The organism is Pseudoalteromonas sp. SG45-1 (genome assembly GCF_014164135.1).
GTDB lineage: Bacteria > Pseudomonadota > Gammaproteobacteria > Enterobacterales > Alteromonadaceae > Pseudoalteromonas > Pseudoalteromonas distincta.
Genome location: NZ_JACJEP010000002.1, coordinates 80,986 through 95,464, shown reverse-complemented (window position 1 = coordinate 95,464; position 14,479 = coordinate 80,986). Strand labels below are relative to the sequence as shown.

The 14,479-nt window shown below is 39.7% G+C and carries 14 protein-coding genes; 7 read left to right on the top strand and 7 right to left on the bottom strand.

From position 1 onward, the window contains the following. Positions 1-60: 60 nt before the first annotated feature. Entirely contained in the window at positions 61-933 is an 873-nt protein-coding gene (locus H5117_RS02745) for a LysR family transcriptional regulator (protein WP_182694990.1), read from the bottom strand. 134 nt (positions 934-1,067) lie between these two features. Between H5117_RS02745 and H5117_RS02740 the strand changes: the two genes are divergently transcribed. Together H5117_RS02740 and fghA are read left to right on the top strand one after the other, a co-directional pair. Then, the gene (locus H5117_RS02740) at positions 1,068-2,189 is read left to right on the top strand and encodes an S-(hydroxymethyl)glutathione dehydrogenase/class III alcohol dehydrogenase (protein ID WP_002960732.1); all 1,122 of its coding nucleotides are present in this window, start codon (positions 1,068-1,070) and stop codon (positions 2,187-2,189) included. Positions 2,190-2,261: 72 nt separating this feature from the next. After that, positions 2,262-3,104 carry an S-formylglutathione hydrolase gene (gene fghA, locus H5117_RS02735; RefSeq protein ID WP_182736090.1) on the top strand — a complete coding sequence of 281 codons (843 nt, stop codon included), beginning with the start codon at positions 2,262-2,264 and terminating at the stop codon, positions 3,102-3,104. Here the strand turns inward: fghA and H5117_RS02730 are convergent. Next, positions 3,058-3,432 carry a hypothetical protein gene (locus tag H5117_RS02730; protein ID WP_096792994.1) on the bottom strand — a complete coding sequence of 125 codons (375 nt, stop codon included), beginning with the start codon at positions 3,430-3,432 and terminating at the stop codon, positions 3,058-3,060. The genes fghA and H5117_RS02730 overlap by 47 nt on opposite strands. A gap of 513 nt (positions 3,433-3,945) precedes the next feature. On the opposite strand from H5117_RS02730, the gene H5117_RS02725 reads away from it, so the two are divergent. Both H5117_RS02725 and H5117_RS02720 read left to right on the top strand, forming a co-directional pair. Continuing rightward, positions 3,946-4,362 carry an MgtC/SapB family protein gene (locus H5117_RS02725; RefSeq protein WP_002960738.1) on the top strand — a complete coding sequence of 139 codons (417 nt, stop codon included), beginning with the start codon at positions 3,946-3,948 and terminating at the stop codon, positions 4,360-4,362. 149 nt (positions 4,363-4,511) lie between these two features. Further along, the gene (locus H5117_RS02720; RefSeq protein WP_182736089.1) at positions 4,512-5,696 is read left to right on the top strand and encodes a DUF1624 domain-containing protein; all 1,185 of its coding nucleotides are present in this window, start codon (positions 4,512-4,514) and stop codon (positions 5,694-5,696) included. 77 nt (positions 5,697-5,773) lie between these two features. On the opposite strand, the gene H5117_RS02715 is transcribed toward H5117_RS02720, so the two are convergent. After that, positions 5,774-7,681 carry a beta-ketoacyl synthase gene (locus tag H5117_RS02715; protein ID WP_182736088.1) on the bottom strand — a complete coding sequence of 636 codons (1,908 nt, stop codon included), beginning with the start codon at positions 7,679-7,681 and terminating at the stop codon, positions 5,774-5,776. A gap of 126 nt (positions 7,682-7,807) precedes the next feature. On the opposite strand from H5117_RS02715, the gene H5117_RS02710 reads away from it, so the two are divergent. Both H5117_RS02710 and H5117_RS02705 read left to right on the top strand, forming a co-directional pair. Further along, the gene (locus H5117_RS02710) at positions 7,808-8,818 is read left to right on the top strand and encodes a GlxA family transcriptional regulator (protein ID WP_182736087.1); all 1,011 of its coding nucleotides are present in this window, start codon (positions 7,808-7,810) and stop codon (positions 8,816-8,818) included. An 88-nt stretch (positions 8,819-8,906) separates the two neighbouring features. Next, on the top strand, positions 8,907-10,133 hold the full coding sequence (locus H5117_RS02705; RefSeq protein WP_182715340.1) for an EAL domain-containing protein: 1,227 nt from the start codon (positions 8,907-8,909) through the stop codon (positions 10,131-10,133). 16 nt (positions 10,134-10,149) lie between these two features. On the opposite strand, the gene H5117_RS02700 is transcribed toward H5117_RS02705, so the two are convergent. The 3 genes from H5117_RS02700 to H5117_RS02690 are packed head-to-tail and all read right to left on the bottom strand — an operon-like array spanning position 10,150 to position 13,182. Further along, positions 10,150-10,662, bottom strand: a complete 513-nt coding sequence (locus H5117_RS02700; RefSeq protein WP_002960746.1) for an MgtC/SapB family protein — start codon at positions 10,660-10,662, stop codon at positions 10,150-10,152. 8 nt (positions 10,663-10,670) lie between these two features. Continuing rightward, complete coding sequence (locus H5117_RS02695) at positions 10,671-11,783, bottom strand: GNAT family N-acetyltransferase/peptidase C39 family protein (RefSeq protein ID WP_182736086.1); 1,113 nt, start codon at positions 11,781-11,783, stop codon at positions 10,671-10,673. Positions 11,784-11,787: 4 nt separating this feature from the next. Further along, positions 11,788-13,182, bottom strand: coding sequence for a RimK family protein (locus H5117_RS02690; protein ID WP_182736085.1), 1,395 nt, complete (start codon positions 13,180-13,182; stop codon positions 11,788-11,790). A gap of 303 nt (positions 13,183-13,485) precedes the next feature. Here H5117_RS02690 and H5117_RS02685 point away from each other — a divergent pair, with 303 nt between their 5' ends. Beyond that, the gene (locus tag H5117_RS02685) at positions 13,486-13,827 is read left to right on the top strand and encodes a zinc ribbon domain-containing protein YjdM (protein WP_182736084.1); all 342 of its coding nucleotides are present in this window, start codon (positions 13,486-13,488) and stop codon (positions 13,825-13,827) included. Positions 13,828-13,975: 148 nt separating this feature from the next. Here the strand turns inward: H5117_RS02685 and H5117_RS02680 are convergent, their stop codons facing one another. Continuing rightward, positions 13,976-14,479, bottom strand: coding sequence for an REP-associated tyrosine transposase (locus H5117_RS02680; protein WP_182715337.1), 504 nt, complete (start codon positions 14,477-14,479; stop codon positions 13,976-13,978).

The window sequence follows — 14,479 nt, the reverse complement described above, 5'->3', positions numbered from 1 at the left end:
TTTAAAAATCTGATACTTGGCTATATTTACAGCAATACATGCTTAACCATTAATTCGCGATTAAGCTTTCAGCCCTTTAACTAAATAATCGAGCAATACCCGTACATTAGTCGCCACAAACTGCCTTGGTGGATATACGCCCCATACCCCTTCTTGCTGTGGTTGATAGGGTGTTAAAATAGGCACCAATTGCCCTGAGTTAATTTCGTTTTCAATGTAGTAGTCTGGGAGTTGTACAATACCGAGCCCCTTTTTTGCGCCATCCACCAGCGCCCAACCACTATTACACTGTAGCCGCCCTGCTATTTTAATGTGTTTATCGCGCCCATTTTCGTTTACGCGCCAGTAGCTACTATTCCCAATTAAACATTCATGGCTGTTTAGCTCGCCTAAAGTATGCGGCTCACCAAATCGCGTTAAATACTGCGGTGCAGCGCACATAATAAAACGCCGCGCACTTAACCTACGCGCTTTTAAGCTCGAATCTTTTAAATGCCCTAACCTTATGGCTAAATCAAATCCGCCCTCTAATAAGTTTTCTTGCTCGTTACTTAGTGTGGCAACAACTTCTACCTCGGGATGCTCCTTCATAAAATTATGCACTATGGGCATAATAAAGCTCTCTCCGTACATAACTGGTGCTGTGAGCTTTATTTTACCTTTAGGCGTACTTTGTTGCTGAGCAAGGCCTTGAGTTGCCTCGTCCATAGCGTGTTGTAAGTGCTTTATTTGATGTAAGTACACTTCACCTTCTTTAGTTAAAACCACTTTACGAGTAGTACGAGTTAAAAGCTGGGTATTTAAACGTTGCTCAAGCGCCGTAACATGGCGGCTAATATGCGCAACCGAAAGCCCAAGCATTTTTGCAGCCGCAGTAAAGCTGCCCTCTTCACCAACCGCTATAAACTCATCAATTCCATCCCAACGTGCCATTATTACTATACTGTAAAAGTGTTTTAATAAAATTGAGATTATCATTATTTGAGAAACAAATACAATAAGCCCATCACCCAAGCAAATTGGGTCTACAATTATTTTTTAATAGCCAGTTAAAGGAAATAAAACACATGTCTGAATTTATTAAATCAAAAGCTGCCATTGCTTGGGGTCCTAATCAACCACTTAGTGTTGAAGAAGTTGATGTGATGATGCCTAAAAAAGGCGAAGTTATGGTAAAAATTACCGCTACAGGTGTGTGTCATACTGATGCATTTACATTATCAGGACAAGATCCTGAAGGCATATTTCCTGCTATTTTAGGTCACGAAGGCGCTGGTGTTGTCTATGCAGTTGGCGAAGGCGTAACGAGTGTTGAAGTGGGGGATCATGTTATTCCTTTATACACTGCAGAATGTGGCGTATGTAAAATGTGTACTTCAGGTAAAACTAACCTGTGTTCAGCCGTGCGCGAAACACAAGGTAAAGGCCTAATGCCAGACGGCACTACACGCTTTTTTAAAGATGGCCAACCAATTTATCACTACATGGGTACATCAACGTTCTCTGAGTACACTGTATTGCCAGAAATCTCACTTGCTAAAGTAAATAAAGAAGCATCACTAGAAGAGATTTGCTTACTAGGCTGTGGTGTAACAACGGGCATGGGCGCAGTTACCAACACAGCTAAAGTAAAGCCTGGCGACACTGTTGCTATATTTGGCTTAGGCGGTATTGGTTTGTCTGCGATTATTGGCGCAAAAATGGCTGGTGCAGGTCGTATTATCGGTGTTGATATAAACACCACTAAATTCGATTTAGCTACAAAACTAGGTGCTACTGATTTAATTAACCCAAAAGATTTCGACAAGCCAATTCAAGAAGTTATTGTTGAAATGACAGATGGCGGCGTTGACTACTCGTTTGAATGTATCGGTAATGTTGACGTAATGCGCTCAGCGCTTGAGTGTTGCCACAAAGGTTGGGGTGAGTCGGTCATTATTGGTGTGGCAGGTGCAGGCCAAGAAATATCAACCCGTCCGTTTCAGCTGGTAACTGGGCGTGTATGGCGTGGTAGTGCATTTGGTGGCGTTAAAGGCCGTTCACAACTCCCTGAAATTGTTGAGCGTTACATGGCAGGTGAATTTGCTCTTAGCGACTTTATTACTCACACAATGAGCCTTGAAGATATTAACGAAGCGTTTGATTTAATGCACGAAGGCAAAAGTATTCGTACAGTCATTCATTACTAATAAACTGCATTCGTAAAATAGCTTATTAATAAGCCGTAATACTTTTAAGTTTACGGCTTTTAAGGATTAAGTATGTTAGAAAATATCTCAAGTGTAAAAGTGTCTGGCGGTTGGCATAAGCAATATACTCACAGCTCGCAAAGTACACATTGCACTATGCGCTTTGCCGTATTTTTACCACCTGGCGCAAGTGAAGCAAATAAAGTACCGGTACTTTATTGGTTATCGGGATTAACCTGTACCGACGAAAATTTTATGCAAAAAGCCGGTGCATTTAAAAAAGCAGCAGAGCTGGGTATTGCTATTGTAGCGCCTGACACTAGCCCGCGTGGCGAAAACGTACCCAATGAAGACAGCTACGACTTTGCACAAGGCGCAGGCTTTTACGTAAATGCCACGCAAGCTCCTTACAACACCCATTTTAATATGTACGATTATGTTGTTAGTGAATTACCAGCATTGATAGAGCAACATTTTCCGGTAACAGGTACAAAAGCAATTAGTGGTCACTCTATGGGCGGGCACGGTGCATTAATGGTCGCACTTAAAAACCCGACTGCTTTTGTAAGTGCCTCGGCTTTTAGCCCTATTGTAAATCCGATTGAATGCCCTTGGGGTGTAAAAGCATTTACTGGTTATTTAGGAAATGATAAAGCGCTTTGGAAGCAATACGACAGCTGCGAGCTGATGAAAAACGCAGAGCAAGCTCATTACTTACCCATGTTAGTGAGTCAAGGTGATGCCGATGGTTTTTTACAAGAGCAACTTAAGCCAGAAAACTTAGTCGCTATTGCTGATAAAAAAAGCTACCCGCTTACACTTGAAATGCAAGCAGGCTACGATCATAGCTACTTTTTTATAAGCAGCTTTATTGACCAACACTTATTATTTCATCATCAGTTTTTAACTGCTTAGCCTCATTAGTGTGTAGAGATGACTTTTCTACCTCTACACACTCTTTTAGACTTTTAGTGACCTGCCTACATACTTGCGTAGTAGTGCTTTCCCCTTTAACTAGGCTAACAAGAGCCGAATCTATCTTTAATCCCATATCAGTAAAGTTAAATCCGTTTTTATCTGTAGGTACTGGCTCTAGTGGGTTTTTATAAGGTGTTGACTGCGCCGGGCTAATACTATTTTTATCATTACGCGCCTGAGATTGTGCTTGCCCATCAATAATAGCGCCCGCAACTGTACAGCCAGAAAGGCAATAAAAAAACAAAAGTACAATAATTGTTTTCATCATTCATCCTTAACAAAATATTACCTAAATTGTATACGTTTTTTATTGTAACTCTGTAAAAAAATGTAAGTATTACTACCTAAAATCATTTATAAACTTTCTTGTAACACCCACCAGCTGCAATATAAAAAATGGCGACCCTAAATAACCTAAAATTTTATTAATGGTAGGTTGTAAGTGTTCTGTGAGAAGTTCAGGAAATAAAAAAGCAAAAACAGATAACCCAGCGCAAAATAGTAACGCTGTTTTTTCAAGTTTAGTGGGTGTGATTAATGTTTTATTTAAAGGCAAAAGGTTCACATAGGTGTCTTTTAGGTATGATAAAAGAATACGGGGCTTTAAAACTCAGATCAAATTAACTATCGCGTAAAATAGTAATAAAAACATGTAAAAGTTTCCTCAATAATTTTTATTAAACTCAGCTTCCTACAATAAACCATTGATTATTAGTTATTTATGCAATGGCCCACTGTTTGCTTATTATTAACAAAATTAACCCGCATAGGCTCAATAATGGAAATTGATTTACAGTGGAATGAAATCATCGATAACTTAATACATTTAGGTATTGCATACCTACTTGCGCTACCTATGGCTTACGACAGAGAGCGTAGCCATGATGGTGCAGGCCTTCGTACCTTTCCACTTGTTGCTGTTGCATCGTGTGGGTATGCATTAATAGCGATGTCGGTTTTAGATGGCGCAGAAGCTCAATCTAAAATGTTGCAAGGCATCATTACTGGCATTGGTTTTATTGGCGGTGGCGCAATTTTGAAAAATAACAAATCAACCTCCGGTACAGCAACCGCAGCCAGTATTTGGAATATGGGCTTAATTGGTATAGCTGTAGCCTATAGCCGTTACGAAATAGCCATTTTGCTCGCCATTATTAATTTTATAACGCTAAGGTATGTAAAAAAGTTTAAGTGATAATTAGCTGTATCATTACAAGTAATGCGAGCAAATATTGGTCGTATTACGTGTGTATAATCACTGGCAAAATATAAATATACGATTTCAATTTGATACAATATAACATATAATAAATACAGTTTTAAATCACTCTATATAGCTCTCTTATGTCGCTACCTTCAACCGATAACCGCTTACATCATATTGATATATTACGGGGCATTATAATTATATTTATGGTTATTGACCATGGTATGTATTATTGCCTTAATTACTCAGTTACCGATCCGATGACCATTCCAGGGACTGATCCCGTTACCTTTTTTACGCGTTTTGTTTCTCACTTTTGCGCACCACTCTTCGTATTCTTAGCAGGTCTATCTGCGGCTATAACAGAGCATAAATATGTATCCACTAAAGCATTTTCACAAAGCTTGATTATTCGTGGTTTAGTGCTAATTTTGTTTGAATTTACTATTGTTTCGTGGTCTTGGAGCTTTAACCCACTATACCCAATGCTATACGCACAAGTTATTTGGGCTATCGGCTGGGGCTTTGTTATTTTAGGACTGCTGCGTTTCCTGGGCATTTATGCCATTTTTGTAGCAGGCTTATTACTCGTGTTTGGGCATAATTTATTTGATGGAACAAGCTTTGAGCCTAATACATTTGCACATACTGCTTGGTCTATTGCACATCAAAAAAATGTACTTGATCTCCCTTTTGATTTTCAAATTAGAACAACCTACCCAGTTGCCCCTATTGTTGGCTTAATGGCATTGGCATATTGCGCTGGTGTTTATTACAAAGCGCAACAATACAGTAAAAAAGTGATGAATCACGCATTGTTATTAGGGGTTACTTGCCTTGCGCTTTATGGCATTTTACGTGGGTTTAACTTATACGGTGACATGTCACAGTTTGCTATACATACAAGCTCATTACTCACTGTTATGTCGTTTCTAAACCCAACAAAGTATCCGCTTTCGCTTCAGTTCATGTTACTTACAGTTGGCCTTGGGCTTATTTCTTTAAAGGCATTAAGTGGTTTAAAAACCGATTTTTCGCATAACTTTTTACAAGTCCTGGGTAAAACAAGTATGTTTTCATACCTTGTGCATTTGTATTTATTACATGCTATTGCTTGGTTACTTATACCTATTCTTGGCTTTAATTTTAGCGATATGACCTACGCAGATACGCTCGTTGGTTTGCCTGAAGGTTATGGCATGAGTTACACAGCAACACTTTTATTTATAGCCGTTGTAATAGGGCTAACAACCCTACTCGCTAAGCGATACATTGTTTGGAAGCGAAGCCACAAACATAGCTTAATTGCTAAATATATATAGCGTTTATACAAGTTAGCACAAAATAATAGACATTAAAAAAGGCGCTTAAAAAGCGCCTTGCTAACAAGTATGTGTGCTTAAAACATATCTTGATAGGAGTTTGTTGTGCTAAACGTAATTGCTTTTTCAAAGCCTGGTAACTGAATACTTTGCTCGTCTATTACAATGTCGTTGTCGTCAATAAGTCCGTCGCCAAAGCGATAAATAAGCTCGTACTGGCCTAAATCAGCTTGCGTTTGATACGTTTTCTGCGAAGCGCTAACCACACTATTTTTCTGTGTGTAACTAGTCATAACATCATCGCCATGGCGCTTAGCAAGCATTTGCATTGTTACTTTTGGTGAAAGTACAGTCGCTGTTGCATTATTACCGCCAAAGCCTTTTGAATTTATAAAAGCAATATCCATATCAGCGCACTCGTAATGGCTATTACGAATATCAAGATGGTCGCTATAAACATCATCAGCCACTTTATCAATAGTGGTAATACCCGGCATAATATTATGACTAAATATGCCTAACGCAATCGCTAACTGGTCACCACTTGCAGGTGCAATAGTATGGCCAACATACGCTTTTGGCGCTGTTACTTTCCAGTTATCAATAGCAAACGTTTGCGCTACTTTATGATAAATCAAAGACTCTGTTACACGGTTTTGCGGTGTACTAGAACCATGAGCTAAAATAAAGCTACGTTCTTGCAGTGCTTCTTTACCTAATAAGCTGCTAGCAAGTGCAGCTGATTTTGCCATTGTAATATAGTTACCAGGTCCAGGTGATGTAATCGACTTTTTAACGCCATCTGCATTTACAAACACATCCGGTACGCTGCCCATAATATCAGCGCCCAACTCAAGGGCTAAAGCATCATCCATTAAAATAGCAACTTGCGCGCCTTCACCTAATGTAAAGCCACAGTTATCGCCAAATGGGCGACTGCTAGTACGGTAATCTGGTTCTTCATCATTTGATAAGTTATCTAAACGGCGCAAACCTTCAACGTTTGCAAGTGCACTCATGTTACCAAAGCCTTCTACAACTTCTGGTGTAATAGCGCACTCAACACTTGCGACAACCGCAACGCGTGTGCGCCCTGCTTGTATGTCATTAACCGCTGCACGTAAATTATATAAAAACGTTGCACATGCGCCCGAGGTCGAAAACGTAGTACCTACATTGCCCGTAACATAGGCATTAATAAAATCGGTAGACATTGTATTTAAGCCCAGTGCTAACTGCTTAGTGCTAACACGGTCGCCTTGTTGGCGCGCCTTTACTAAACCACCTAGGCCTTTGTCGTCCATTTGGCCAATTACCGATGCTGAATAGGTACCAATTTTATCTGGCTCTACGCTATTCATAATATGCTGCCAATCAAGCCCAGTTGATTTAATCGCATCTGTAGCTGCAAAAATAGTGGCTTGCAAACCACGAGGCTGATAGCGGCTGTTATACATAACTGATGGATCAAACCCAGTCGGAAATTGCCCAGCAGATTTAATTGGGTTATCGCGTGTTGAGTCATGCTTTACGTCTAAGTCGGCTGCAATAGTTACTTTAACTTTTTTGCCTTCAAGCTCTTCAACTTGCCAGCTAGCTGGAATAGGTGCAGGTAAGTCGCGAGCACGCGTTTCAAACACAATTGCGTTATCGCTTGATGCGGTTAGTGTCATTTTTTGCTGCCACGGTGTTGCGTCGGCATCAAAGTGTTCTTTTTCAATTTTACGAATAAGTGTACCAGCAATAATTTGCTCACCAAAGCGTGCTTCTATGTCGCTTTGCTCAACATTATTACCTTGTGTATCTTGTAATTGGCCGTTTATAACGCTTACTAGATTCATCAGTGTGGCGAGGCCTAAAAATGTTTCACTGCGATCTTGAGCATTTAAACTATCTAACACGATACGGCGATAACCTTGATGAAAAGAAGTACGGCCAGCGGCGTTAATGCCACCCATGCCTACTATAACGGGTAATGCTGTCATAATTTACCTTTTAGAAACGTGTTATAAGGAGAAGAGGCAGTTTAAATGGATTATGCACCACACATTGTGCTTTAATAGCCAAATATTCAGCACAAAAGGCCAAAATGTACTGGTCGGAGCATTTATATGACTGATAAACACACTAATCCACCTCTAAACATTGCTATAGCGGTATATCCGCATTTATTAGTGACTAGTTTAACGCTGCCTATAGAAATGCTAAGAGCCGGCGAGGCCTTTGCTAAAGGGCATCTTGATAAGCAAAGCTTTAGGCCACTTGCTATAAATTTAGTGGCTAAAAGTGCTGAATCTATACCCTCCCGTGCAGGCCTTGCTATAAATCCTGATTGCATAACAACTAACGCGCCCTACAGCGATTTGATTATAGTGCCGGGTATTTGGCGGAACCCACGCCCAGTGGTGCGAACAAATCAAGAAATAGTTGATTGGCTAAGTGAAAGCTTTAGCGCAGGCAGCCATATAATTGGTGTCGGTACTGGCAACTGTTTATTAGCTGAGGCTGGCTTACTTGATGGCCACCCTGCTACCACCCATTGGCATTACGCCAAACAATTTAGCCATGACTACCCGCAGGTGCGCTTAAAGCCCGACTTTTTTATAACCCAATCAGAGCGCATGTATACCGTAGCAAGCCTTAATGCCCTTGCAGATGTTATCGTACATATTATCAGCCAGTACTACACAAAAGCCGCCGCGCAGCATGTAGAGCGTAATTTTTCGCACGAAATACGCAAACCCTACGAAGATCAACGCTATTTAGAAGGTGCAGTAGACCGCCACCCCGATGAGCTAATTGCGCAAATTCAATTTTGGCTAAAAACGAATTTAGCCACCGAGCTAAACTTGCAAGAAGTCGCTGCCCAATTTAGCTTAAGCTATCGTACTTTTACCCGCCGCTTTAGAGCCGCAACGAACCAAAGCCCTATTGAGTATTGGCAACAATTACGCGTAGAAGGTGCGAAAGAGTTATTAGCATCATCAAATTTATCAATTCAAGAAGTGGCTTTAGAAGTTGGATATAACGACCAAGGGCATTTAACCCGCGTGTTTAAAAAAGTATTAAGCCAAACACCCAGTGGCTACAGAAAAGTAGTTAGGAGAAAGTTGTTTGGCTAACCAGCGACGACACTCTAAATTGGCATTTTTTTATACATAAATTATACTCTTATCAATAATATAATTTACGCCATACCAAGGTAACTGCATGAGAGATAAACTTAGTAAGCACCTTTTCGATCCACAAAGCGATGCTTCTATTGAATCAAAGTTATTAAAGTTACTTTCACTTGTACGAAAACATTTAAGTATGGAAGTCGCGTTTATTTCAAAATTCACCAATACTGAGCGCGTTTTTAAAGTGGTAGATAACCAAACTACAAATACATGCGTATCAGTAGGTAATTCAGATCCAATTTGCGAAACTTACTGTAAAAAAATATCTGATAACGAGCTAGAACAAATAATCCCTAATACTCTTGAGCACCCAATAACCCGCAACATGCCAGTCACAGAAAAGCTAAATATTGGCTCTTATATTGGTGTACCCATTATTTTATCCACCGGAAAAGTTTATGGAACTTTTTGCTGTTATAAAACCGTATTAGACAATGCCCTGAACGACAAAGATTTGTCATTTCTTAGGCTCATTTCTGAAATAGCTACTGAGTTAATCGAAAAAAAAGTTCAGTCTGACATTTTAAATAATGAGTCAAAGTCGCTTATTGAAAATATTATAAAAACAAACGATATTACGATTTATTTTCAGCCCATATTTAATTTATCAACCAACCAACTTTCGGGTTATGAATCTCTGTCACGCTTTTTTATTGAACCCTATAAAACACCTGATATTTGGTTTAAAGATGCTGAAAAACTGGGTTTAGGAGAAGCATTAGAAATACTTGCTATACAAAATACATTACATTGCTTAGATCAATTTGATGAAAAAGCTTATATCACTATAAATACTTCACCTCAGCATATTTTATCAGGCTCAATAGACAAAGTATTACAAAGCATCGATTGTAATAGAATAATTTTAGAAGTGACTGAACATTCACCTATTTTAGACTACCAAGCGATGCGAACTGCACTTCAACCATTAAGAAGCAAAGGCGTAAGATTAGCTATAGATGATGTTGGAGCTGGCTATTCGTCTTTTCAACATATTTTAGAATTAGAGGCAGATATCATTAAGTTAGATATAAGCCTCACTCAAAATATAAATAAAGACAGTAGAAAGTTTTTATTAGCTAAAGCACTATGCGGATTTGCCAAAGCTATTAATTGCTCAATTGTAGCTGAGGGTATAGAAAATCAAGATGAATTAAACACACTAAGAAAACTAGGCGTTGATAACGTACAAGGCTATTTTATTGGGCGCCCAGCTCCTATTGAAGATGCCATCCAATATCAAACAATTACGCTATAATTAATAAACGCCACTTTTAGTGGCGTTCTGATTCGTTAAATTCTTTTCGATAATAGCGCTTTTGATAGTTTTTTACTTTAGTGTGTACGCCTTTGCTTAAGCTTTTAAATTTAGCCTCAAGTACGTCTACACCGTATAAAATACCGACCACCAGCACCGAGAGTTTTATTGCAGCCCCAAGGTTTTCTGTCGCTATCATCACGCCTATTGATGCAAGCACCCAAATGGTTGCAGCAGAGGTTACGCCAACTACCGCACCATCTTTTGCGAGCATAACGCCTGCCCCTAAAAAGCCAATACCTGTAATTATTTGCCCAACTACACGAGAATGATCTATTACATCCCCTTGTAAATTAAACGCAGTGGATAAAAACAAATACGTACCCAACGTTATTAGGGCTGATGTACGAATACCTACAGGCTTGCCGCGCAACTGGCGCTCTATACCAATAATGGCACCGCAAAAAGCCGCAGTACCAATAGCTGCCCACGAATACGGGGCTACATCAATTAAATCTAAAAAAGTCACTGTTAACCTTATATTTTATTAGCTATAGCCACCGCCGTTCTTAAACGTTGGCTACCAAACGCTGACATTTTACTAAAATCACTTCGTGCAATAGGTACATACTGGCAATCTATTGCGAGCTGTTTATCACTGCCCGGCTCACAAAACGGATCGTGAACATACACGCAGTGCTCATCAAGGTGCGTAACACACACCCAGTGTGGCGATTTTTTACCATCAAAACTGTATGTACTAATTAATAACAGCACACTAAAGCCTTTACTTAACCACTGCTCAATATGCTCAAGCTCTACATCTTTATACGTAAGCGGTATATTTGCTTGTGCAATACCATCTACAAATTGTTGATGCACGGTGGCAAGTACCACTTTTTTGTTTTCGTTACGTACGCCATCTAAAAACAAAGGCTCTGTGGTATTAACCATTACCTCGCTTTTAAAACCACGCTTATTAGCCCCAAGTGCCAAACCAAACGGATGGCAACCACCATGACCCGATGTCATAAAAATTGTGGTACCTTCACGCCAAAGTGCCAGCTCATGCGATTGGGTAAGCTCAGTTGTTGGCTCAAGTGCGCCCATTGCCATTAATAGTGCAGCAGGTCCGCACGTAAACTCAGTAGTTTGCTGATACCACGGCGTTAAACGCGCCACTTTTAACTCACTCGTTTGTCGAATATTTTTTTGCATTCGTAGTGCGTCACTGTGGTCATCGTAATAATCGCTATATTGGCCAAACACTCTGTAACCTAAGCTTTTATAAAGCCCTATCGCACCTTCGTTATTTACAGCCACTTCTAAACGAAGGTAAATACGCCCTCGCTCATACGTTTCTTTTTCAAGGCTAGTAAGCAATGTCTTTGCAACGCCCTTACCTTGCATTGTGGGTTTTACAGCAAGCGAATATAAACGCGCTAAACGAGTCCCTTTATGGCACCACACTAATCCATATCCACATACTTGCTCGCCATTTTGGGCAACGAGTAAAATACCGTGTTTTGCACTAAGCCAGCGTTTTAAACTACGCGGACTTAATTTATCGTTATTAAAGCAAGCGTTTTCAACGTCAATCAGTGCATTTAAATCACTACTAAGCGCCTTTCGAATAACAAGGTTGCTCATGTTATTACCCACGGCCTCGTGCTTCTAAGCGTTGTTTAAACTCATCCATAATGATCATGTATAGCTCGTCGCCTAAATAGCCGTCTTCTACCTTGTGATCAATACTTGGGTTGTCGTTTACTTCAAGTACATATGCTTTGCCTTGATGCTCTTTAACATCTACGCCATATAAACCCCTACCCACTGTTTTACATGCTTTTAATGCTGCATCTAACACCGCTTTTGGTAACTCAAAGGTTGGTAGAGTTTCAAAGCCGCCAGAGAAAAACCGTTTAGCGTCGTGGTTATAAATTTGCCAATGGTTACGCGCCATTAAATAGCGGCATGCATAAATTGCACGGCCATTTAACACACCCACTCGCCAATCATATTCGGTATACATGTACTCTTGTGCAAGCACTAATGCGCTATATTCAAACAGCTCTGTAAGCTTAGCGGCAAGCTCATCACGGTTTGAAACTTTAAACACACCTTTTGAGAACGACCCTTCAGGCATTTTTAAAACAAGCGGATACGTAAACGCTTCTTCTAATTGCTCAAGCGTTTCATTTGCTTGATCAGCCACTACAACCGTTTTTAAACTTGGCACTTTTTGATAATTAAATGCATCGTGTAAATACACTTTATTACAACAACGTAAAATAGACTCAGCATCGTCAATAACCACTAAACCCTGGCTTTGCGCTTTGCTTGCAAGGCGATACGTTGGGTGGTCAATCGCTGTAGTTTGGCGAATAAATAACGCATCAAACTGGGCAATGTTATCAATTTCGTCAAAGCTTAATGCTTGTGCATAAATACCGTGTTTAGCAGCTGCTTTAATAAAACGTGCAATGGCGTCTTTGTCACTCGGTGGTACTTTTTCGTTATGATCAACAAGTATTGCCATGTCCCATCTAAAACGACGTTGCACAGAACTAATACGCCACTGCGTTTTAGTAAAGTTATCTAGCTTGGCTACAAATTCGCTGTACTGCTGCTCGCCTAAAGACGACATCGAGCCTTGTTGCAATAATCCTTGTTCATCAACAAATAAAATAGGCGCTGGGTATTGTTTAAATACCGACTTTGCCGCTTTTGATTGTAAATCGTTTTGGGCATTACCAAAGTAAAGTGTGCCATCTATTTGGCCCACATTTAACATAGGAGCTTGGCCACTACGAAGAGCATTAATGGTTTTTACACTGGGTAAAACTTGGTGCTTGCGCGCCTCTGCAAGTAATGAGCAATAGTAACCTTTGCTCAAGTATTGGCTTGAGTCGCACAGATTAATAATGCGTGTTTTTGGTTCGTTATGTTTTGGGTAATCACGTAAGTAGGTATTAAACGTAATTACATTTTCGAACGATTGAGCAAGCGTTTGCTCGTTGTTATCAACCACAATTAAGGTTTTAAACACGACTTTTCCTAGTTAAGTCAAAATATAAAAAGCATGCTTAGTAAAATACTAAGCATTATAAATAGAAACACCCATCGTACTAAGTGGGCATTGCGCGAATCACTTAATATGATGGGTGCTTTAACAGGTACCTACTGTACGAGTTAGCGCTTAAATTGCTTAAGCGACATGTGCTTTATATGCCCTTTTTTAAAAACGCACAAACGAGATATTTTTAGCGTGAAGATGAAAAATATTGATTAACTATATTTTCCAACTAATGCAGATTAAAATACGCAAAACAACACCTTATGAGAGTTAAAAATGTCGCTGCCTGCTTGCCCAAAATGCCAATGTGAATATGTTTACCAAGACCAACAACTGCTTATTTGCCCCGAGTGCGCCCATGAGTGGAACCCAAATACTACAAATGATGAAGACGCAATTTTAGTAAAAGATGCCAACGGCACTTTACTTAATGATGGCGATAAAGTGACCGTAGCCAAAGATTTAAAAATTAAAGGCAGCTCGCAAGTAATTAAAATTGGCACCAAAGCGGTCGTTAGAAGAGTGCTTGATAAAAAAGATCACGAACTTGATTGTAAAGTAGAAGGCATTGGCGAAATGATGGTAACAGCGAAATTTGTGAAAAAAGCTAATTCGTAGGTCGGATAAATGGCGAAGCCATGCCATCCGACGCGTAATAAAGGCCAAAGTTATTTCATTCAACAACAAACTTTTGTACAAAGCTAAAGTGTATTATGTTGCTATGGCTTTGTCGGATGGCGCTTCGCTTATCCGACCTACAAATAATTTATATCTTTTCGCCACACCAGTTATTCGTATAAATCCCTCGCTTTACGGCTCTGTGAAAACTTGAATAAGGCCAATCAACTATTCGACTAACTAGACCATGCTTTAACGGATTAAAATGAACATAGTTAACATGGTGCCAATAATCATTATCATCCCTGATGGTATGTTCCCAAAAACGGCGTTGCCAAATTCCTCGCTCATTTTTACGTTTTCTTGTTTGAGTTAAAAACTCTGTTTTTGGGAGTGATTTTGAAAATCGCTTTTTAATTTCTCGCCAGCGCCCAGAATAATCCGTATCGTTGTCTGGCAAGGTTAAAACCGCATGAAGGTGATCGGGTAGCACAACCCATGCATCTATATAAAATGGCCTTTGGAATTTAACAACGCGGATAGACTCTCTTAATAAATCAATATGCTCAACTAACAACGATTTATTACGGTCGAGCAAATTAACAGTAAAAAAATATGACCCTCCTTTTACATAATTCCGACGATATTGCAT

Bases quoted from the DNA above. Each gene is read 5' to 3' on its own strand.
- H5117_RS02745 (WP_182694990.1), bottom strand. From the start codon at position 933: ATGGCACGTTGGGATGGAATTGATGAGTTTATAGCGGTTGGTGAAGAG.
- H5117_RS02740 (WP_002960732.1), top strand. From the start codon at position 1,068: ATGTCTGAATTTATTAAATCAAAAGCTGCCATTGCTTGGGGTCCTAAT.
- fghA (WP_182736090.1), top strand. From the start codon at position 2,262: ATGTTAGAAAATATCTCAAGTGTAAAAGTGTCTGGCGGTTGGCATAAG.
- H5117_RS02730 (WP_096792994.1), bottom strand. From the start codon at position 3,432: ATGAAAACAATTATTGTACTTTTGTTTTTTTATTGCCTTTCTGGCTGT.
- H5117_RS02725 (WP_002960738.1), top strand. From the start codon at position 3,946: ATGGAAATTGATTTACAGTGGAATGAAATCATCGATAACTTAATACAT.
- H5117_RS02720 (WP_182736089.1), top strand. From the start codon at position 4,512: ATGTCGCTACCTTCAACCGATAACCGCTTACATCATATTGATATATTA.
- H5117_RS02715 (WP_182736088.1), bottom strand. From the start codon at position 7,681: ATGACAGCATTACCCGTTATAGTAGGCATGGGTGGCATTAACGCCGCT.
- H5117_RS02710 (WP_182736087.1), top strand. From the start codon at position 7,808: ATGACTGATAAACACACTAATCCACCTCTAAACATTGCTATAGCGGTA.
- H5117_RS02705 (WP_182715340.1), top strand. From the start codon at position 8,907: ATGAGAGATAAACTTAGTAAGCACCTTTTCGATCCACAAAGCGATGCT.
- H5117_RS02695 (WP_182736086.1), bottom strand. From the start codon at position 11,783: ATGAGCAACCTTGTTATTCGAAAGGCGCTTAGTAGTGATTTAAATGCA.
- H5117_RS02685 (WP_182736084.1), top strand. From the start codon at position 13,486: ATGTCGCTGCCTGCTTGCCCAAAATGCCAATGTGAATATGTTTACCAA.
- H5117_RS02680 (WP_182715337.1), bottom strand. From the start codon at position 14,479: ATGCAATATCGTCGGAATTATGTAAAAGGAGGGTCATATTTTTTTACT.